We start from the raw sequence: 19,158 nt of genomic DNA, 5'->3' as shown, positions 1-19,158 counted from the left end.
GTTCTATCGGACGTGGTCGAGTCCGTCGACCGGGGAGGCGGGAATCGGTGGGATGGTCGGTTTCGGGACGAATGACAGGGTGCCGTGGTTGATCGGGAAGGTGGTCGGCATGGTGCCGGTGGCCCGTCCGTAGGCGCAGGCGACCGCCGCCATGGCCGCTGACACGCCGAGTTCTCCGGCGCCGCCGGGCTGGTCGGAGTCGCTGGGCATGATGATGATCCGCAGGTCGGGTGGGGTGTTCCACTGCCGGGTGTAGAAGTAGTTGTCCCAGCTCGCCTCGAGGAAGTAGCCGTCGCGCAGGTGCAGGCTGGAGGTGAGAGCGAGCGCGATGCCGTCCATCACGCAGCCCATCATCTGTGCTTCGAGGCCGAGCGGATTCACGGCGAGGCCGACGTCGACGGCGAAGACGGCCCGGGTGACCCGGGGTCCGGCCACGCCGTCGCGGATCGGCCGGTTCACCGTGTCCGGCCGGCAATCGATCTCGATGAGGCAGGCGCTGACGCCTTTGTACTCGGAGTGGAAGGCGATGCCCTGGGCTACTCCGGCGGGTAGTGCCCGTCCCCAGCCGCCGGCTTCGGCCGCGGCGCGCAGGACGGCGCGGGAGCGGTCGCCGCGGAGCAGGTCGTGGCGGAACCGGTACGGGTCGCGGCCCATTCGGGCGGCGACCTGGTCGACGACGAGTTCGCGGGCGCAGGTGGTGTCGGGTGAGTAGACGTTGCGCATGCTGCCGGTGTTGAAGCCTTTGCCGGTTTCGCTGAGCAGCCGGCTGTGCAGTCCGAAGTCGTACGGCGAGGTGTGGCTGAACTGGAAGAACGTCTGCGCGAACGCCTTGTCGCCGATCGGCAGTTTCGCGGCCATGGCGGTGAACAGTTCGCCGAGGCCGTGGCCGAGGTCGGTGGTGACGCTGGTGTGCCGTTGTTCGAAGCCGAGGACCAGGTTTCCGGCGTAGGCGATGCGGACCCGGGAGGTGGCCATCGGGTGGGTGCGGCCCTGCCGGGAGTCGTCGGCGCGGTGCCACATGAGTTTGACCGCTTTGCCGAGCTTTTGGGAGAGTTCGGCGGCTTCGAGGGCGGCGTCGAAGAACAGCTTGCGGCCGAACGAGCCGCCGCCTTCGGTGACGTGCACGGTGACGGCGCTGAGCGGCAGCCCGAGGCGGGCCGCGATGGTCTGCTTGGCGACGATCGGGGATTTGAGGGCCGACCAGATCTCGGCGCGGCCGCCGCGGACGTCGGCGATCGCGCAGTTGGGTTCGAGGGCGCTGTTGCTGCGGAAGTGGAAGGTGAACCGGCCTTCGACGTACGGGGTGATCGGCCGCGGTCCGAGGGGCAGTTCGGCCGAGGCCAGTTCGCGCAGCACGGTGGTGTCGGACTTTCCCTCGACGGTGCCCGGTTTCCAGGTGACGCGCAGTGCGCGGACCGCGTCGATGCACTGGCCGAACGTGTCGGCGCGGACGGCGACACCGGTGGAGATGGTGACCACGTCGGTGACGCCCGGCATGGCGCGGACCTCGTCGAGGTTGGCGACCGTGCCGGGTTTGCCGTTGATGGTAGGTGGCCGGCACACCATGGCGGGTCTGGCGCCGGGCACGGTGACGTCCATGGCGAATTTCTTGCGCCCGGTGACGGCGTCGCGGGCATCGACGCGGCCGTGCGGGCGGCCGATGACGGTGAAGTCGTCCTTCGCGGTCAGTTCCACCGGTACGGCGAGGGTGCGTGGGCTGGCCGCCTTGGTGGCCAGTTCACCGATGCCGATCCGGCGGCCGTCGCGGGTGCTGATGACGCCGTCGGCGAGCCGCAGGTCGGTGGAGCCGAACTCGGTGGCCGCCGCGGCGAGAAGGCGCTGCCGGGCGACCGCGGCGGCCACCCGGATGGGGGTGTACGTGGCGATCGTCGTGTTGGAGCCGCCGGTCATCTGGTTGAACAGCAGTTCCGGGCGGGCGTCGGCGAGGGTGACCTTCACCCGGTGCAGGGGTACGGCGAGTTCCTCCGCGATGAGCATGGCCGTGGAGGTGGTGATGCCCTGCCCGACCTCCGCTCTGGGCAGGGCGAACGACACCGTGCCGTCGGCGTTGATCTCCACCGAGATCAGCCCGGAGGTGGGCAGGGCGGCGGCCGTCATGATGTCGTTGAGGTCGAGCAGTTCGGCCGCCTGTGCCTCACCCGGGGAGGCGGCGGCCACCAGGACGGGGGCCGCCAGCACATATCCCAGGAACCGTCGCCGGGATGTCGTCATCCTTCGGGCCGGTTGATCGTCGGAATTTCGATCTTGGTCTCCTTGGCCTTGGTGAGGAACAGGAGGATGTACTGCCGGGCGGCCTCGTCCAGCACCCAGGCGACCTCGGGCACCAGCGGCAGCGGGATGAGCTTCTCCCGGAACTTGACCAGCAGCGGCCACGCGCGTGCGACGAGCGGTTCCCAGATCGGCTCGCGTTCGATCTGGTCCCAGTCGGACACCTGGTCGCCGACGAGGTAGCGGGCCAGGGCGTTGACCAGCGGCCGGCTGATGCTGGCCGGGCTGGTCTGCTCGGCGAGCTGGCTGAGCAGGATGTCGGTGAGTTCGACGCCCTCCCGGGTGGGTCCCATGTTGGGCGGCAGCACCTGGTCGGACTGGGCGTTGGCGGCCGCCCAGGTGGCCGGGATGTATTCGTCGCGCACGCCGAGCATGTGTGCGGTGACCTGCCAGACGTGCAGGTAGGCCTGGGAGTCGGCGGCGCTGATCGGGACCTGCCACTCCCGCATCTTGCGCATCGCGTAGGTGGGGAGCGTGTGCCAGGTGACCAGGATGTCCTCCTGGCTGATCGGGACGCCCCACTTCCAGTGCGGCGACTGTTGCAGCAGGTGCCGCACCGCTGCGTGGACCAGTCGCGTCTTGACCGCCTGGACGATGCAGTCGCCGTCCGGCCGGTACGCGTTGAGCGATCCGACCGAGAAGCCGAGGAGGCTGGTCTTGGCGACCCGGTCCTCCATGTCGGCGCCGCCCTTGGAGTAGTAGACCGACCACGCCTCCTTGGGGATGGCCGTGCTCAGCATGCCGCCGCCGACACCGTTGAGCAGGTTGAGATAGAGACCGCGGGACTTGTTGAAGGTGGCCGCCGTCTCGAGTTTGGCGCGGTCCGCCCAGGACGGCAGTTGCCGCGCCTTCTCGATGAAGTCGACCAGGTAGCCGGGCAGTCCGTCGGGCAGCGGCTGGTCGTTGCGGGTCCAGTTCCACAACAGCCGGTTGACCTCGGGGACCGCGCCGGTGTCGAGCAGCTCGGCCGAGACCGGGTCGGCCTCGGTGTCCCAGATCTGGCGCGGGTCGGCGCCGGTGCCGCTGCCGGCGATCGAGGCGGTCGGCGACCAGGTCCAGGGTGAGACCTCGCGGGAGAAGGCCGGGGTGGGGAATCCGAAGGCGCCCATCGCACCCAGCGCCCCGCCCCCGACCAGTAGTTTGCGCCGGCTCAGCTCGGCCATGCTGTTCTCTCCTCTTGAAGAATCAGGTGGGGCGGTTGGTGAGCGGGATCTCGATGCTGATCGGCTTGGCGTTGGACAGGAACAGCAGCGCGGCCTTGCGCAGGAACTCGTCGAACAGCCAGTAGGCCTTCGGGGCCAACGGGAAGGGCAACAATCCTTCGCGTACGGCGATGAAGGGTCCCCACGCGGTCCGCAGCAGCGGGTCCCAGATCAGCTCGCGGGGGATCTTCAGCCAGTTGGCGATCTCGTCGCCGAGCATGAACCGGGTGAACGCGCCGAGGATCGGGGCGCTGAGGATGCCGGCGTCGATCGGGGCGCCGAGGTTGAGCAGGATGTCGGCGAGCTTGATGCCCTCCGGGGTGGGCCGCAGGATCGGGTCGAGGACCTGTTCGGCCTGCGAGTTCGCCTCGGCCCAGGAGTTGGGGATGTACTCCTCCTTGACGCCGAGCAGGTACGCGCCGACCTGCCACGAGTGCAGGAACGCCGCGGACTCGGCGGCCGGGATCGGGACCCTCCAGTCGGTCAGCTTCCGCATGACCGTGGTGGGCAGGCTGTGCCAGGTGACCATGATGTCGGCCTGGCTGATCGGGATGTCCTCCTCGGCGACCGGTGTCCAGTACGGAGACTGCGGCAGCAGGTGGCGGACGGCGGCGTGCACGAGCCGGGTCTTGACGGCGGTCACGATCATCTCGCCGTCGGGCTTGTAGGCGTTGACCGAGCCGATGTCGTACCCCAGTTTGGCGGTTTTGGAGATGCGGTCCTTCATGTCCGCGCCGCCCTGCGAGTAGTAGACGGCCAGGGCCTCCTTGGGGATGACGGTGCTCATCATTCCGCTGGCCAGGCCGTAGAGGACGCCGAGGTAGAGGCCGCGCTTCTCGTTGAACTTCACGGCGAGGTCGAGTTTGGCCGGGTCGGCCCAGGACGGCAGCTGCCGGGCGCGTTCCATGAAGGCGCGCAGGTCGGCCGGGAGCCCGTCGGGCAGCGGCTGACCGTTCTTCTTCCAGGTCCGTAGGAGGGCGTTGACCCGGGGTACGTCGCCGCGCTCGATGAGGGACGCGACCAGCGGGTCGGCCTCTTCGTCCCACACCCATCGCGGGTCGGCGCCGGCGCCCTTGCCCGCCACGGATCCGGTGGGAGACCAGGTCCACAGTGTCTGTGCCTGTGCCGGCGCGGCGACGCTCATCGCCCCGAGGGCGCCCAGCGCGCCGCCGGCTCTCAACATGTTGCGCCTGCTGAGTGGTTCCATGCTTCACTCCAGCCTTGATACGGTGAAACACGAACTGCTTCGGTGTATCAGCCATGAGAGCACAGGGCTTCCTCGTTCACAAGCTTGAATTTTTACGTTCATCGATATGTGCGAGACGTTGATACGCTGATACGCATCGTGTAAACACATTTCGGGGGAGGATGACCATGTCGATGCTGGGACGCGCCCTGGCCGACGCCTTCGAGCCGGCCGACCCCGGCGACGAGGTCACCGCCCGGCTGCTCGACGCGGCCTACGACCAGTTCTGCCGGATGGGCATCCGCCGCTCCACCATGGAGGACGTCGCCCGCCGCGCCGGTGTCTCCCGGATCACCGCGTACCGCCGCTTCGCCACCAAGGATCTGCTGGTGGAGCACGTGGTCCGGCGCGAGTTCCGGCGCTACTTCGACCAGTTCCTGCTGGACATCGCCGAGGCCCGCACCGCCGCCGACCGCGTGGTGGTGGGTTTCGTCAGCTCGTTGCAGGCGTTCCGGAGCAACCCGCTGATCGGCGGCCTGATGTCCGCCGAACCCGACCTGCTGGTCCCGTCGATGATCAGCGACGGCGGCGAGACCCTGTCCACCGTCCAGCAGTTCGTCGCCGGCCAGCTACGCCGCGAGCAGGAGGCCGGCTACATCTCCGAGCGCGTCGACGTGAACCTGGTGGCCGAGATGTGGACCCGCCTGTCCGCCTCGTTCCTGGCCATCCCGAGCCGGGTCGTCGACCTCGACGACACCGAGCAGCTGCGCGTCCTGGCCCGCCGCTACCTGGCCCCGATGCTCGAAGCACCCTGAAGACGGTCGCGGGCCCGGGTCAGCGCCCGGCGGGTCAGCGTCTGGAAGGCCCGCCGGTCGGTGATGGCGTCGACCTCCGCGGCCGCCTCCGCGGCGGCCAGGATGGCCGCGTCCGAGAACTCCGACCCGGTCAGCGCCCGCTCCGCGGCCCGCGCGCGGACCGGGCACGGGCCGGCGTTGACCAGGCCGATCGACGCCGTGCCGACCACGCCGCCGGTCACCGTGACCGCGGCCATGGCGGCCGCCTGCGGATAGACGGTCATCCGGCGGTCCTCGGCGTAGCCGGTGCCGGTGCCCGTCGCCAGCACCGGCAGGCGGGCCTCCAGCAGAAATTCCTCCGGACGGCGTACGGTCGTGAACGGCCCGGTGAAGAAGTCGCCGGCCGCCACGGTCCGGCACCCCCGCGGCCCGATCAGGTCCAGGTGCGCGCCGACCGCCACCGCCAGCGCGGGCCACTCGGCCGCCGGATTCGCGTTCGCCAGACTCCCCAGCATCGTGCCGCGGGCGCGTATCGGCGGATGCCCGATGTGCCGCACCACGGTGCGCATCAGCTCGCCGATCGCCCCGCCTATCGTGTCCGACTCGAACTCACGATGCCGGATCAGCGGCCCGACCCGGACGAACCCGCCCGACTCGGTGAGCATGTCCAGCCCGGCCACCTCGTTGATGTCGACCACCCGGCGGGGCGCCGCCTCCTGCGCGGTCAGCTCCAGGATGAGGCTCTGACCGCCGGCGAGCACCGCGGTCTCCCCGTCGGCCAGCGCGGCCAGCACCTCCTCCAGGGTGCGCGCGGCGACGTATTCGACGACCGCAGGCCTCATCTCGTCTCCTCCACCGGCTCGGGCCCCGCCAGTCTTCCGGGGCCGGGGTTGAAGGGGAACGGCTTCCTTCTATCGGGTGACCATGTCGCGGAGCCAGCGGAGCTGATCGCGTACGTGGTACGCCTCGCCACCTTCGTGGCCGTTGAACGGGTACACCCGCATCTCGTGGGGCGGCCGCCACCGGCTGCTGGCCGCGAAACCGGTGCTCGGCGGGCAGACCGTGTCGCGCAGGCCGATGCCGAAGTGGGCGGGAGCCTCGGCCCGGCGGGCGAAGTGGACGCCGTCGAAATGCGACAGCGTGTGCCACACCGTGTCGGCGGCGTCGCGGTGCACGGACAGGTAGGAGGCGATCGCCGCGTACGGCTCGGCGCCGGCGAGGTCGACGGCGCGGCGGATGTCGCAGAGGAACGGGGCCGAGGTGAGCACCGCGGTCAGGTCGGGGACGAGGCCGGCGACGGCGATCGCCAGCCCGCCGCCCTGGCTGTTGCCGGCGACCGCGACCCGGGCCGGGTCCACGCCGGGCAGGGCGCGGACGGCGTCGACGGCCCGGACCGCGTCGGTGATGAGCCGGCGGTAGTAGTAGTCGTACGGGTCGAGGATGCCGCGGGTGACCGGGCCGGGACCGCCGGAGGAGTACGGGCGCGGGTCGGGGGTGTCGCCGCCGCAGCCGTACTGGTCGCCCTGCCCGCGCACGTCCATGAGCAGGTGGGCGTAGCCGGCGGCGGGCCAGGTGAGCCGTTCGAACGGCAGGCCGCGCCCGCGGCCGTACCCGACGAACTCGACGACGGCCGGCAGGTTCGCGCCCAGTGAAACCGGCCGGGTGTACCAGGCCCGGATCGGGTCACCGCCGAACCCGCCGAAAGTCACGTCGAAACATTCGAACAGCGGCAGGTCGTCCGGACCGGGTGTGACGTCGAGCAGGGCCGGGCCGCGGGCGGCGTCCAGGGTGGCCTTCCAGAACGCGTCGAAGCCGTCGGGTTCGGCGATGGAGGACATCACGTGCTCCGGGGCGGGGCGGTGCTCTCCCGCACGACCAGCTCGGTGACCAGGTCGATCCGGGTCATCGGGACGGGCGCGCCCTGGGCCAGGTCGAGCAGCATCCGGGCGGCGGTGCCGGCCATCGTCTGCACGTGCTGGTCGACGGTGGTCAGCGCGGTGGCCGACCAGGCGGCCATCGGCACGTTGTCGTAGCCGACCACGGACAGGTCGGCCGGGACCTGGAGCCCGAGTCTGCGGGCGGCCCGGATGACGCCCATCGCCTGCATGTCGGAGCCGGCGAAGATGGCGGTCGGCGGGTCGGGCCGGTCGAGCAGTTCGAGGCCGTGCTGGTAGCCGGTGTGGCCGGTGAACAGGCCGTAGCGCACCAGGTCGGGGTCGGCGGGCAGGCCGGTCTCGTCGAGCGCCGACCGGTAGCCGGCCACCCGGGCCCGGCTGCACAGCACGTCCTGGGGCCCGGAGATGACGGCGATCCGGCGGTGGCCGAGTTCCAGCAGGTGGCGGGTGGCGAGCAGGCCACCGTTGAAGTTGTTGGAGCCGACCGTGGGCACGCTGGCGGCGGTGGCGCTGTCGGTGTCCAGCACGACGAACGGGATCCGCTGCCGTTCCAGCTGGCGGCGCTGGGTGTCGGTGAGGCTGCACAGCACCAGCAGCACGCCGAGCGGGCTGCGGCCGAGCACGTCGTCGGCCCAGTGCGGGGGTGGTCGGTGCTTCCCGCCGAGCTGGGAGACCACCAGCTCGACCCGGGCCGGGGCGGTGACCGCCTCGACGCCCTGGATCACCTCCATCGCCCAGGCCGAGTCGAACTCGTGGAAGACCAGGTCGATGTGCCCGGTGACGGCTGGGAGCCGCCGGCTGCGGCGCCGGTAGCCGTGCCGTTCCAGGCTCTCCTCGACCCGGGCACGGGTTCGGGCGGCCACGTCGGCGCGGCCGTTGAGCACCTTGGACACGGTTGCCGCGGAGACGCCGACCTCGTCCGCGATGACGGCGATGGTGGCGGGCCCGGACTCCGACTCGGTCATCGAAACATCACGCCCTAGCCTCGGATTTTTCGTGATCATCTGTCGTCATCGACGAGCACGATACTCGCAGCACATCGATGTAGTCCACATTGAGCGTCATCAGGCTTGCCAGGTCAAGGCCCTTGACATGACCGAAAACCGGGGCTTACGTTCGCCGCCATACATGCCGTAACTTCGATGAAACTTTCGGAGAATCTACCGACTGGGGTGGCATGAGCATCACTTCCGGACCGGACGCACGCTGGCACGATCCGCGCCTCTCCCCCATCGAGCGGGCCGAGATTCTCGTGCCCCTCATGACGTTGGAGGAGAAGATCGCGCAGCTCGCCGGGGTGTGGGTGGGCGCCGGCGCCGACGGCGCCGGGGTGGCCCCGCACCAGGCCGACATGACCGGCACGACACCACCGCTGGACGCGCTGATCGGCAGTGGTCTCGGCCAGCTGACCCGGCCGTTCGGCACGGTTCCGGTGGAGCCGGCGGCCGCGGCCCGGGCGCTGGCCGCGTCGCAGGAGCGGATCCAGGCGGCCAACCGGTTCGGCATCCCGGCGCAGGTGCACGAGGAGTGCCTCACCGGGCTGGCCGCCTGGAAGGCCACGGTCTACCCGGCGCCGCTGAGCTGGGGTGCGGCCTTCGACCCGGACCTGGTCGAGGAGATGACCGGGCGGATCGGGGAGAGCATGCGGGCCGCCGGCATCCACCAGGGCCTGGCCCCGGTGCTCGACGTGACCCGCGACTACCGGTGGGGCCGCACCGAGGAGACCATCGGCGAGGATCCCTACCTGGTCGGGACGATCGGGGCGGCGTACGTGCGGGGCATCGAGGGCGCCGGCGTGGTGGCGACCCTCAAGCACTTCGCCGGGTATTCGTCATCGCGCGGCGGCCGCAACCACGCGCCCGTGTCGATGGGCGCCCGCGAGCTGGCCGACGTGGTGCTGCCGCCGTTCGAGATGGCGTTGCGCCTGGGTGGGGCCCGGTCGGTGATGAACTCGTACGCCGAGATCGACGGCCTCCCGGCGGCCGCCAGCGCCTGGCTGTTCACCGACCTGCTGCGCGACGACTGGGGTTTCACCGGGACCGTGGTGGCCGACTACTTCGCGATCCGCTTCCTGGAGCGGCTGCACCGGGTGGCCGAGGACGGCGTGGACGCCGCCGGGATCGCGCTGCGCGCCGGGATCGACGTCGAACTGCCGACCGTCGACACGTTCGGCGCGCCGCTGGTCGAAGCGGTCCGGGACGGGCGGATCGACGAGGCGCTGATCGACCGGGCGCTGCTGCGGGTGCTGACCCAGAAGGCCGAACTCGGGCTGCTCGACGACGACTGGAAACCGCTGCCCGACGGCGCCGGCGACCTCACCTTCGACGACCCGGACAGCCGTGACCTCGCGCTGCGCCTGGCCCGCGAGTCGGTGGTGCTGCTGCGTAACACCGGCGGGATCCTGCCACTGCGGCCGGGGCTGCGGGTCGCTCTGGCCGGCCCGGTCGCCGACGACCCGCTCGCGATGCTCGGCTGCTACTCGTTCCCGGTTCACGTCGGCCAGCACCATCCCGAACACGACACGGGCGTCGCGGTCCCCACCCTGCGCGCGTCGCTCACGGCCGTCGTTCCCGGTTTGGCGTACGCCCAGGGCTGCGCGATCACCGGGACGGACACCTCCGGGTTCACCGCCGCTGTGGCGGCCGCCGCCGCGAGCGACGTGTGCGTGGTGGCGGTCGGTGACCGGGCCGGGCTGTTCGGGCGGGGCACCTCGGGCGAGGGCTGCGACGCCACCGGCCTGCGGCTGCCCGGGGTGCAGGCGGAACTGGTCCGGGCGTTGCTTTCGACCGGCACCCCGGTCGTCCTGCTTCTGCTCGCCGGGCGCCCGTACCCGATCGATGTCGATTTTGACGGGGTCGCCGCGATCGTGCAGGCCTTCTTCCCCGGCCAGTGCGGCGGGCCGGCGCTGGCCGAGATCCTGACCGGCGCCGTGAACCCGTCCGGGCGGCTGCCGGTGAGCGTGCCCCGGGACGCCGGTGGCCTGCCCGCCACCTATCTGTCCCCGCCGCTGGGCCGGCGCACCGAGGTGTCGTCGGTGGATCCGACGCCCGCGTTCGGTTTCGGTCACGGCCTGAGCTACACGACGTTCGACTGGAGCGGTGACGAGCCGGGCGAGCCGGTGGAGTGGCCGGTCGACGGCGACGCAACCGTCGGCGTCACGGTCCGCAACACCGGCGACCGGGCCGGCACCGAGGTGGTGCAGCTCTACCTGCACGATCCGGTCGCGCAGGTCACCCGGCCGGTAGTGCGGCTGATCGGTTTCACCAGGGTCGCCCTGGAACCCGGGGAGGCGGCGCGGGTCACCTTCACCGTGCACGCCGATCTGACGTCGTTCACCGGTCTCGACGGGCACCGGATCGTCGAGCCGGGTGAGGTGGAGCTGCGGTTCGGCCGCTCCAGCACGGACATCGCGGCCACCGTCCGGCTGCGAATCACCGGTGAGGAGCGACGCGCCCGCCACGACCGTCGCCTCCAGCCGGACTGTGCCGTGGAAAGGGTGCGGCCATGACAATGACCCGCACCCCGCAACGGGTGGCCGAACCGCCCACCACTCCCCTGCGGCCCCGCCGTCGCACCTGGGGCCAGGCGCTGCGCCGGGACTGGCAGTTGTACTCGCTGGCCGTACTCCCGCTGCTGTTCTTCTTGATCTTCCGTTACCTGCCGATGATCGGGAACGTCATCGCGTTCCGGCGCTACGAACCCGGCGGCGACCTGCTCGGCGAGTACTGGGTGGGGCTGCGCTACTTCGAGATGTTCCTGAACGACCCGACGTTCTGGCAGGTGTTCGCCAACACGGTGATCATCGGCGGGCTGACCCTGCTGTTCTGCTTCCCGCTGCCGATCGTGCTGGCGCTGCTGCTCAACGAGGTCCGCACCCGCTGGCTCAAAGGGTTCGTACAGACCATCTCCTACCTGCCGCACTTCCTGTCGATCGTGGTCATCGCCGGCCTGATCTTCCAGACCCTGGCGGTCGACGGCGTCGTCAACCAGGGGCTACGGACGCTCGGGCAGGATCCGGTGGCGTTCATGCAGGACCCCGCCTGGTTCCGGACCATCTACGTCTCCTCCGAGGTCTGGCAGACCGTCGGCTGGGGCACGATCCTCTACCTGGCCGCGCTCACCACCATCGACAACGACCTGTACGAGCAGGCGAGCATCGACGGCGCGAACCGGTGGCGGCAGACCTGGCACGTCACGCTGCCCGGCATCCGGCCCACCATGATCACGCTGCTGATCCTGAACATCGGCACGTTCCTGGCGGTCGGCTTCGAGAAGATCCTGCTGCTCTACAACCCGCTGACGTACTCCACCGCCGACGTGGTGGCCACCTACCTGTACCGGGTCGGCATCGTCTCCGGCAGCTTCAGCTACGCGGCCGCGATCGGCCTGTTCGAGTCGCTGATCGGGCTGGCGCTGGTGCTCGGCGCCAACACCCTCTCGCGCCGCACGGTCGGGACGAGCCTGTGGTGAGGCCCACCCGGGGGTACCGGGTCTTCCAGGCGGTCAACGGGTTCGTGCTGGCCGGGGTCGTGGTCGTGACGCTGTTCCCGTTCGTCAACATCGTGGCGCGGTCGTTCAGCGGCGAACACGAGATCCGGTCCGGGCAGGTGACGCTCTGGCCCAAGGGGTTCAACCTCACCACGTACCAGAACGTCATGTCCGACCCGCTGTTCTGGATCAACTACCGCAACACCGTCGTCTACACCGTGGTCGCCACCGCCATCTCGCTGGTGCTGACCACCTGCTACGCGTACGTGCTGTCCAAGCACCGGCTGCGCGGCCGCGCCCTGCTGGTCGGTGTCGCGGTCTTCACGATGTTCTTCAACGGCGGCCTGATCCCCAACTACGTGCTGGTCAGCTCACTGGAGCTGCGCAACACGCTGTGGGCCATCGTGCTGCCGAACGCCATCAACGTGTTCAACCTGCTGGTGATGAAGGCGTTCTTCGAGAGCCTTCCCACCGAGCTGGAGGAGGCCGCCGCGGTCGACGGCCTCGGCACCTACGGCATCCTGGCGCGGATCGTGCTGCCGCTGTCCAAGGCGGTGCTCGCCACGATGCTGCTGTTCTACGCCGTCCAGTTCTGGAACTCGTGGTTCGCCGGGTTCCTCTACATGGACCGGCAGGAGCTGTTCCCGGTCACCGTCTACCTGCGCAACCTCATCGCCGGCGCCACCTCCGGCACGGACATCACCGCGTCCAGCGAGACCGCGCTCCAGGTCGCCGCCAGCATCCAGGCCGTCACCATCGTCCTGACCATGCTGCCGATCATGCTCGTCTATCCGTTCATCCAGCGCTACTTCGTCTCCGGCGTCATGCTCGGCGCCGTCAAGGGATAACCGAGGAGTCCTCCCATGGTTCAGCTGACCCGACGACACCTACTCACCGCGTTCGGAGCCGCCGCCGTCACCACCGTCGCGGGCTGCGGTGACGGCGAGGAGTCCACCGAAGGCCTGGACGGCAAGCGCGCCGGCGCCATGGACGGGTTCAAGGCCGGTGACCAGTTCAAGGCCACCGAGCCGATCACGTTCTCGATCATGATGCTCAGCAACCAGGGCTACCCGTACAAGGCGGACTGGCCGTTCTTCGCCGAGCTGACCAAGCGCACCAACGTGACGCTGGAGTCGACCGCGGTGCCGGGCAGCGACTACAACCAGAAGCGCAGCGTCATGGTGAGCGCCGGCGACGCCCCGATGATCATCCCGAAGACGTACCACCCGGACGAGGAGGCGTTCATCGCCAGCGGGGCGATCCTCCCGGTCAGCGACTACATCGACCTCATGCCGCACTACAAGGAGAAGGTCGCCCGCTGGAACCTCCAGCCCAACCTGGACGGCTTCAAGGCACAGGACGGCAAGTACTACCTGCTGCCCGGCCTGCACGAGAACACCTGGCAGGACTACTCGCTCGGGGTGCGCGCCGACGTCATGGAGAAGCTCGGGCTGTCCCAGCCGCAGACCTGGGACGACCTGACCACCGTGCTGCGGGAGATGCGCAAGGCCCACCCGGACGTCTACCCGCTCTCCGACCGGTGGAGCACGCCGCCGCAGCCCGGCGCCAACAACCTGCTGAACCTGATCGCCACCTCGTACGGCACGCACGCCGGCTGGGGTTACCGGCCGGCCCATTGGGACGCCGCCGCCGGGAAGTTCGTGTTCTCCGGCGCCATGGACGAGTACCGGCAGATGCTCCAGTACCTGAACACGCTGGTCGCCGAGAAGCTGATCGACCCGGAGAGCTTCACCCAGACCGACGACATCGCCCGCCAGAAATTCGCCAACGGGAAGTCGTTCATGATCAGCGCGAACGCGCAGACCCTGGTGAACGAGCTGCGCAAGGACATCGCCAAGGTCCCCGGCGCGAAGGTGTCCAAGCTGATCCTGCCGACCGGCCCGGCCGGCGCCACGCTGCCCGGCGAGAGCCGCCTCGAGAACGGCATCATGATCAGCAAGAAGGCGCTGGAGGGCAAGAACTTCGTGGCCATGATGCAGTTCATCGACTGGCTCTGGTATTCCGACGCCGGCCTGATGTTCAGCAAGTGGGGCATCGAGGGACAGACGTACTCCGGCAAGGTCGACGACGGCAGCTTCAAGCTCGACCCGGGCGTCAAGTGGGGCGGCCTCAACCCGGACGCGCCCAAGGACCTCCAGGTCGACTACGGGTTCTTCAACGGCGTGTTCGCGTACGGCGGCAGCACCGCGATGCTCAACTCGCAGTTCTCCGAGGAGGAGAAGACGTTCCAGGCCGAGATGAACAAGCGCGAGATCCGCCCGGTCGACCCGCCCGCCCCGCTCAACGACGTGGAGCGCGAGCAGGTCACCCTGTGGGCGTCGGCACTCAAGGACCACGTCAACCAGCAGACCCTGCGGTTCATCCTCGGGCAGCGGCCGCTCAGCGAATGGGACGCCTACGTCAAGGAGCTGGAGGGCAAGAACTCCGCCCAGTACATGGACATCCAGAACAAGGCGTACGAGCGGTACAAGAAGGAACACGGCTGATGAGCCGCTTCCCCACCGCGTGGCGCGAATGCGTCGGCACCGGCCGGATGGAACTCGCGCTGCGCCGTGACCACCAGGACTCTCTGGCACTGATCCAGCGGGAGATCGGGTTCCGGCACATCCGCGGGCACGGGCTGTTCAGCGACGGGATGGGCATCCACCGGCCGTACGTCCACGACGGCGAACGGCGGGTGCGGCACGCGTTCACCTACCTCGACCAGGTCGTGGACGCCTATCTCGAACTGGGCGTCCGCCCCTTCCTGGAGCTGGGGTTCATGCCGTCCGGGCTGGCCTCCGGCGACCAGACGGTCTTCTGGTGGGGCGGCAACGTCACCCCACCGGCGTCGCACACCGAGTGGGCCGGCCTCATCGGTGCCACGTTGCGGCATCTCATCGGCCGCTACGGCATCGACGAGGTACGCGGCTGGCCGATCGAGGTGTGGAACGAGCCCAACCTGCCGCAGTTCTGGCAGGACGCCGACGCGGACGCCTACCACCACCTGTACGAGGTGTCCGCGAACGCGGTCAAGAACGTGGACGCCTCGCTCCAGGTGGGCGGCCCGGCCATCTCCCCCGGCGACGACAAGTGGCTGGAGACGTTCGCCGCATTCGTCTCCCGCCACGACGTGCCGATCGACTTCGTGAGCCGGCACGCCTACACGTCAGGGCCGGCCCGGCACGTCCCGTTCGGCGTCCACCAGAGCCTGGCGCCGGCGTCCGCACTGCTCGAACAGTTCGCGCTCCCCCGTAGACAGCTGGCCGGAACACCGTTGGGAGGTCTGCCGGTGCACATCACCGAATTCAACTCGTCGTACCGGCCGGACAACCCGGTCCACGACACCGCGTTCCACGCCGCCTACCTCGCCCCCGTGCTGGCCGGCGGCGGCGACCTGTGCGACTCGTTCGCCTACTGGACGTTCAGCGACATGTTCGAGGAGGAGGGCGTACCCACCGCGCTCTTCCACGGCGGATTCGGCCTGCTGACACACCGCCAGATCAAAAAGCCGATCTTTCATCTGTACGCGTTCCTCGCGCGCCTGGCGCCCGACCTCGTCTCGCGGGGACCCGACCACCTGGTCACCGCCGACGCCTCGGGCCGGGTCACCGTCCTGGCCTGGGCGCCGGTCGACCACACCGATGCCGCCAACTCGCCGGCCACCCACCACGTGCTGCTGTCCGTCCCGGCGCCCGGCCCGGCCGTGTTCCTGCTGCGGTCCAGCGTCGACGACGAACGCGGCAACGCGTGGTCGGCGTGGCGGGAGATGGGGCGGCCGCACTCCCCCACCCCCCGGCAGATCGACATGCTGCGGGAGGCCGCGGAACCGGCCCGCGTCCACCGCAGTGTGCCGGTCGCCGACGGCCGCGCGGAGATCGAGATCGTCCTGGCCCGGCACGAGGTCACCCTGCTGGAGCTCACGCCGGTGGTCGACGAGACCCCGCCGTGGTGGGACGACTCCCGCCTGGTGTCCGGGGACGAACCATGAGCGAGCTTGCGAGCGAGTCATCAGGCTCAGTGTTCAACTCATGGCGGCGCCGGAGCGAAGCGGAGGTGACGGCATGAGCGAGCTGGCGTTCGGCGCCGGACCGCTGTCGCGGGCCGCCGCGACGGTGCACAACCTGCTCGTCGTCGAGGCGCTGCTCGTGGTCACCACCCTGCCCGGGCTCGTGGCGCTCCTGCTCGACCGGACCGTCGGCAACCTGCCGCTCGTCGCGTTGTGCGCGCTGCCGGTCGGGCCCGCGCTGTCGGCGGCGCTCTACGCGCTGCACCACCGCGGCAGCGACCTGACCGAGCTGCGGCCGGCGGCGGCGTTCCGGCGCGGCTACCGTCTCAACGCCCGGGGCGCGCTGCTGGTCTGGGCGTTCTGGCTCGGCTGGATCACGGTCCTCGCCGTGAACCTGGCCAACCTGGGCGCGGCCGGGCTGCCCGGGTGGTGGGTGGCGCCGTCGCTGCTGGTCGGCGCCGCGGCGACGGTGTGGATGCTGAACGCACTCGTGATCACCTCACTGTTCGCGTTCCGTACCCGAGACGTGGCGCGCCTGGCCGCGTACCTCGTCATCCGGACACCGGGCGTGAGCCTCGGCAACTGCTGTCTCGTGATCGTGGTTCTCGGCGGCGTGCTGGCCAGTTCCGAGGCGGTCGTGGCGCTGGCCGGATCGGTGCTGGTCCTGGCACTGCTGCACAACAGCCGGCGGCTGATCGCCGTCGTCCGGAAGGAGTTCACCCGTTGAAGATCGGTTACGGCGGCGACTACAACCCGGAGCAGTGGCCCTCAGAGGTGTGGAAACAGGATTCTCGCCTGTTCGACGAGGCGCACATCGACACGCTCACGGTCGGTGTCTTCACCTGGGGCCTCACCCAGCCCGGACCGGACGTCTACGACTTCACCACGCTGGACCGGATCGTCGAGACGGCCGCCGCCGAGGGCCGCCGGATCTGCCTCGCGACCGGAACCGGGGCGCACCCCGCCTGGCTCGCCAAGCGGCATCCGGAGGTGACCCGCACCGACTTCGAAGGACGCGAGCACCGGTACGGGCAGCGGCACAACTCCTGCCCCAGCTCCCCCGTCTTCCGGCGGCTCTCCACCGAGATGGCCCGCCGCCTCGCCCAGCGCTACGCCGGGAACCCGGCGGTCATCGCGTGGCACGTCGGCAACGAGTACGGCGGCGCCTGCTACTGCGATCTGTGCGCCGACGGCTTCCGTGACTGGCTGCGCACCCGCTACGGCAGCCTTTCCTCTCTGAATGAGGCCTGGTACACCACCTTCTGGTCGCACACGTTCACCGACTGGGACCAGATCGAGCCGCCGTCCGCGCTCACCGAACACTGGCGCGGCCCTGACCACACCGCCTTCCAGGGCATCACCCTCGACTACCTGCGGTTCATGTCGGACGCGATGCTCGCCAACTTCCGCGACGAGAAGGCGGCGATCCGCGAATCCGACCCGCACACCCCGGTCACCACCAACTTCATGGGCCTGTACCGGCCGATCGACTACCACCGCTGGGCGCCGCACCTGGACTTCGCCTCCTGGGACAACTACCCGCCCGACGACCGCTCCCCCGCCCGGATGGCGCTCGCCCACGACCTGATGCGCGGCCTCAAGGACGGGCAGCCGTTCTGGCTCATGGAACAGACCCCCAGCGTCACCGCCTGCCGCGACGTCAACCCGCTGAAACGGCCCGGCGTGATGCGACTGTGGAGCTGGCAGGCGGTCGCACACGGCGCCGACGCGGTGCTGTTCTTCCAGATGCGGGCCGGGCGCGGGGCCAGCGAGAAATACCACGGCGCGGTGATCGGCCACGCCGGCCGCGCGGACACCCGGGTGTTCCGCGAGGTGGCCGCGCTCGGCGCCGAACTGTCCGCCCTCGGCGGGGTCACCCTGGGCGCGCGGACCCCGGCCCGGGTGGCGCTGCTGTTCGACTGGGACTCGTGGTGGGCGCTGGAGATCTCCGACGGCCCGTCCCGGCTGGTCCGCTACCTGGACGTGGTCACCGCCTACCACCGGGCGCTGTGGACGCTCGGCGCCGACCTCGACGTGATACCGGTGACCGCGCCGCTGGACGGCTACGACGTGGTGATCGCCCCCGCCCTGCACATGATCAAGGGCGATCTGGCCGAGCGGCTGTCGGCGGTCGCGTTCCGCGGCGGCTCGGTGGTCACCACGTTCCTGTCCGGGCGGGTCGACCAGAACGACAACGCGTTCCTCACCGACGTGCCCGGCCCGCTGGGCGCGCTGCTCGGGGTACGCGTGGACGAGTGGGACGCCCGCGAACCCGTCTACGTCAACCGGGTCCGGGTGGGCGACGCGACATTCCAGTCCCGGCTGCTGTTCGAACTGGTCCTGCCGCAGGGCGCCGAGGTGGTCGGCCGGTACGAGGAGGACTGGTACGCCGGCACTGCCGCGGTCACCCGCAACGACTTCGGCGCCGGTCATGGCTGGTACGTGGGCGCCGGTCTGGATTGCGCCGGCGTCACCTGGGTGGTCCGTCAGGTGCTGGAGCGGCACTGGCTGCTCGGCCCCTACCCGGATCTGGGCGAGGTGGAGACCGCGGTCCGCGTCGCCCCGGACGGCTCCCGCCTGCTGTTCATCCTCAACCACGGATCGTCGCCGGTCGACCTCCCGGCCGTCCCCGCCGGGGATGGCCTCCTCCCCGGAGATCCACTGACCCTCGAACCCTACGGAGTGCGGATCATAAATATGATCACGTGATGTCGATGTCGTGGCTCAACGAGCCCCCGCAGTGGTCCGATCAGGACGGGACGATCCGGGTCACCACCGGCCCGAAGACGGACTTCTGGCGGCGCACGTTCTACGGTTACGTCACCGACGACGGGCACTTCTACCACCGGCCGGTGACCGGCGACTTCACCGCCGAGGTGGTGGTGTCCGCCGGGCACTCGGCGCTGTTCGACCAGGCCGGTCTGATGCTGCGGGCCGGCGAGACCACCTGGCTGAAAACCGGCGTCGAGGTGACCTCCGGCGCCGTGCAGCTCAGCACCGTCGTCACCCGCGACTTCTCCGACCTGTCCGTCGTGGCGCTGCCCGGGTTCGGCGGCGAGCTCGCGCTGCGCCTGACCCGCTTCGGCTCGGCGGTGTGCGTGCACCGCGGCGACCCGGACGGGACCTGGCATCTGGTCCGGCTCGGCCACCTGGACCTGCCGGAGACTGTCGACGTGGGCGTCATGTGCTGCTCACCGCAGCGCGAGGGCCTGGAGGTCACCTTCCGGGACTTCCGGATCGGCGCCCCGATCCCACGCGAGGGCCTGGAATAGCCACGACCGGCTACCTTGACGAC

At 70.0% G+C, this 19,158-nt stretch carries 15 protein-coding genes; 9 read left to right on the top strand and 6 right to left on the bottom strand.

The genetic code is table 11. The annotated features are described in order from the left end of the window. Positions 1-3 precede the first annotated feature (3 nt). From KZ829_RS24395 to KZ829_RS24385, 3 genes are read right to left on the bottom strand one after another with little or no spacing between them, the layout of a single operon-like run. Complete coding sequence (locus KZ829_RS24395) at positions 4-2,232, bottom strand: molybdopterin cofactor-binding domain-containing protein (protein WP_220146241.1); 2,229 nt, start codon at positions 2,230-2,232, stop codon at positions 4-6. Beyond that, positions 2,229-3,452 carry an oxygenase MpaB family protein gene (locus tag KZ829_RS24390; RefSeq protein WP_220146240.1) on the bottom strand — a complete coding sequence of 408 codons (1,224 nt, stop codon included), beginning with the start codon at positions 3,450-3,452 and terminating at the stop codon, positions 2,229-2,231. Before KZ829_RS24390 ends, KZ829_RS24395 begins: the two co-directional genes overlap by 4 nt. Positions 3,453-3,474: 22 nt before the next feature. Beyond that, positions 3,475-4,698, bottom strand: coding sequence for an oxygenase MpaB family protein (locus KZ829_RS24385; protein WP_220146239.1), 1,224 nt, complete (start codon positions 4,696-4,698; stop codon positions 3,475-3,477). A 167-nt stretch (positions 4,699-4,865) separates the two neighbouring features. On the opposite strand from KZ829_RS24385, the gene KZ829_RS24380 reads away from it, so the two are divergent. Next, the gene (locus KZ829_RS24380; protein ID WP_239140667.1) at positions 4,866-5,492 is read left to right on the top strand and encodes a TetR/AcrR family transcriptional regulator; all 627 of its coding nucleotides are present in this window, start codon (positions 4,866-4,868) and stop codon (positions 5,490-5,492) included. Here the strand turns inward: KZ829_RS24380 and KZ829_RS24375 are convergent. The 3 genes from KZ829_RS24375 to KZ829_RS24365 form a co-directional block, all read right to left on the bottom strand. Next, the gene (locus tag KZ829_RS24375) at positions 5,462-6,313 is read right to left on the bottom strand and encodes an FAD binding domain-containing protein (RefSeq protein WP_220146238.1); all 852 of its coding nucleotides are present in this window, start codon (positions 6,311-6,313) and stop codon (positions 5,462-5,464) included. The two genes, KZ829_RS24380 and KZ829_RS24375, sit on opposite strands and share 31 nt — an antisense overlap. A 69-nt stretch (positions 6,314-6,382) precedes the next feature. Further along, entirely contained in the window at positions 6,383-7,309 is a 927-nt protein-coding gene (locus KZ829_RS24370) for an acetylxylan esterase (protein WP_220146237.1), read from the bottom strand. Next, a complete protein-coding gene (locus tag KZ829_RS24365; protein ID WP_220146236.1) occupies positions 7,309-8,331 on the bottom strand; it encodes a LacI family DNA-binding transcriptional regulator in 1,023 nt (340 codons plus the stop codon). The genes KZ829_RS24370 and KZ829_RS24365 overlap by 1 nt, the downstream gene beginning before the upstream one ends. Positions 8,332-8,543: 212 nt before the next feature. Here KZ829_RS24365 and KZ829_RS24360 point away from each other — a divergent pair, with 212 nt between their 5' ends. The 8 genes from KZ829_RS24360 (at position 8,544) to KZ829_RS24325 (ending at position 19,135) form a co-directional block, all read left to right on the top strand. Further along, entirely contained in the window at positions 8,544-10,874 is a 2,331-nt protein-coding gene (locus KZ829_RS24360; RefSeq protein ID WP_220146235.1) for a beta-xylosidase/alpha-l-arabinosidase, read from the top strand. After that, positions 10,871-11,836: an ABC transporter permease gene (locus KZ829_RS24355; RefSeq protein ID WP_246636193.1), complete on the top strand. Its 966-nt coding sequence runs from the start codon at positions 10,871-10,873 to the stop codon at positions 11,834-11,836. The genes KZ829_RS24360 and KZ829_RS24355 overlap by 4 nt, the downstream gene beginning before the upstream one ends. Next, positions 11,833-12,702, top strand: a complete 870-nt coding sequence (locus tag KZ829_RS24350) for a carbohydrate ABC transporter permease (RefSeq protein ID WP_229806955.1) — start codon at positions 11,833-11,835, stop codon at positions 12,700-12,702. Before KZ829_RS24355 ends, KZ829_RS24350 begins: the two co-directional genes overlap by 4 nt. A gap of 15 nt (positions 12,703-12,717) precedes the next feature. Then, positions 12,718-14,361: an ABC transporter substrate-binding protein gene (locus KZ829_RS24345; RefSeq protein ID WP_220146234.1), complete on the top strand. Its 1,644-nt coding sequence runs from the start codon at positions 12,718-12,720 to the stop codon at positions 14,359-14,361. Further along, positions 14,361-15,845 carry a GH39 family glycosyl hydrolase gene (locus KZ829_RS24340; RefSeq protein ID WP_220146233.1) on the top strand — a complete coding sequence of 495 codons (1,485 nt, stop codon included), beginning with the start codon at positions 14,361-14,363 and terminating at the stop codon, positions 15,843-15,845. Before KZ829_RS24345 ends, KZ829_RS24340 begins: the two co-directional genes overlap by 1 nt. A 73-nt stretch (positions 15,846-15,918) precedes the next feature. Continuing rightward, the gene (locus KZ829_RS24335; RefSeq protein WP_220146232.1) at positions 15,919-16,590 is read left to right on the top strand and encodes a hypothetical protein; all 672 of its coding nucleotides are present in this window, start codon (positions 15,919-15,921) and stop codon (positions 16,588-16,590) included. Continuing rightward, positions 16,587-18,572: a beta-galactosidase gene (locus KZ829_RS24330; protein ID WP_246636192.1), complete on the top strand. Its 1,986-nt coding sequence runs from the start codon at positions 16,587-16,589 to the stop codon at positions 18,570-18,572. The genes KZ829_RS24335 and KZ829_RS24330 overlap by 4 nt, the downstream gene beginning before the upstream one ends. Further along, positions 18,572-19,135 carry a DUF1349 domain-containing protein gene (locus tag KZ829_RS24325; protein WP_220146231.1) on the top strand — a complete coding sequence of 188 codons (564 nt, stop codon included), beginning with the start codon at positions 18,572-18,574 and terminating at the stop codon, positions 19,133-19,135. Before KZ829_RS24330 ends, KZ829_RS24325 begins: the two co-directional genes overlap by 1 nt. Positions 19,136-19,158 lie beyond the last annotated feature (23 nt).

Origin of the sequence: Actinoplanes hulinensis (assembly GCF_019429605.1) — a bacterium.
Lineage (GTDB): Bacteria > Actinomycetota > Actinomycetes > Mycobacteriales > Micromonosporaceae > Actinoplanes > Actinoplanes campanulatus.
Note: the sequence above shows the minus strand (reverse complement) of the source record. Positions and strands in the feature narration are given on the sequence as shown.

What these genes read in the sequence shown, in the direction of transcription:
- KZ829_RS24395 (WP_220146241.1), bottom strand. Translation starts at nt 2,232, where the DNA reads ATGACGACATCCCGGCGACGGTTCCTGGGATATGTGCTGGCGGCCCCC.
- KZ829_RS24390 (WP_220146240.1), bottom strand. Translation starts at nt 3,452, where the DNA reads ATGGCCGAGCTGAGCCGGCGCAAACTACTGGTCGGGGGCGGGGCGCTG.
- KZ829_RS24385 (WP_220146239.1), bottom strand. Translation starts at nt 4,698, where the DNA reads ATGGAACCACTCAGCAGGCGCAACATGTTGAGAGCCGGCGGCGCGCTG.
- KZ829_RS24380 (WP_239140667.1), top strand. Translation starts at nt 4,866, where the DNA reads ATGTCGATGCTGGGACGCGCCCTGGCCGACGCCTTCGAGCCGGCCGAC.
- KZ829_RS24375 (WP_220146238.1), bottom strand. Translation starts at nt 6,313, where the DNA reads ATGAGGCCTGCGGTCGTCGAATACGTCGCCGCGCGCACCCTGGAGGAG.
- KZ829_RS24370 (WP_220146237.1), bottom strand. Translation starts at nt 7,309, where the DNA reads ATGTCCTCCATCGCCGAACCCGACGGCTTCGACGCGTTCTGGAAGGCC.
- KZ829_RS24365 (WP_220146236.1), bottom strand. Translation starts at nt 8,331, where the DNA reads ATGACCGAGTCGGAGTCCGGGCCCGCCACCATCGCCGTCATCGCGGAC.
- KZ829_RS24360 (WP_220146235.1), top strand. Translation starts at nt 8,544, where the DNA reads ATGAGCATCACTTCCGGACCGGACGCACGCTGGCACGATCCGCGCCTC.
- KZ829_RS24355 (WP_246636193.1), top strand. Translation starts at nt 10,871, where the DNA reads ATGACAATGACCCGCACCCCGCAACGGGTGGCCGAACCGCCCACCACT.
- KZ829_RS24345 (WP_220146234.1), top strand. Translation starts at nt 12,718, where the DNA reads ATGGTTCAGCTGACCCGACGACACCTACTCACCGCGTTCGGAGCCGCC.
- KZ829_RS24340 (WP_220146233.1), top strand. Translation starts at nt 14,361, where the DNA reads ATGAGCCGCTTCCCCACCGCGTGGCGCGAATGCGTCGGCACCGGCCGG.
- KZ829_RS24335 (WP_220146232.1), top strand. Translation starts at nt 15,919, where the DNA reads ATGAGCGAGCTGGCGTTCGGCGCCGGACCGCTGTCGCGGGCCGCCGCG.
- KZ829_RS24325 (WP_220146231.1), top strand. Translation starts at nt 18,572, where the DNA reads ATGTCGATGTCGTGGCTCAACGAGCCCCCGCAGTGGTCCGATCAGGAC.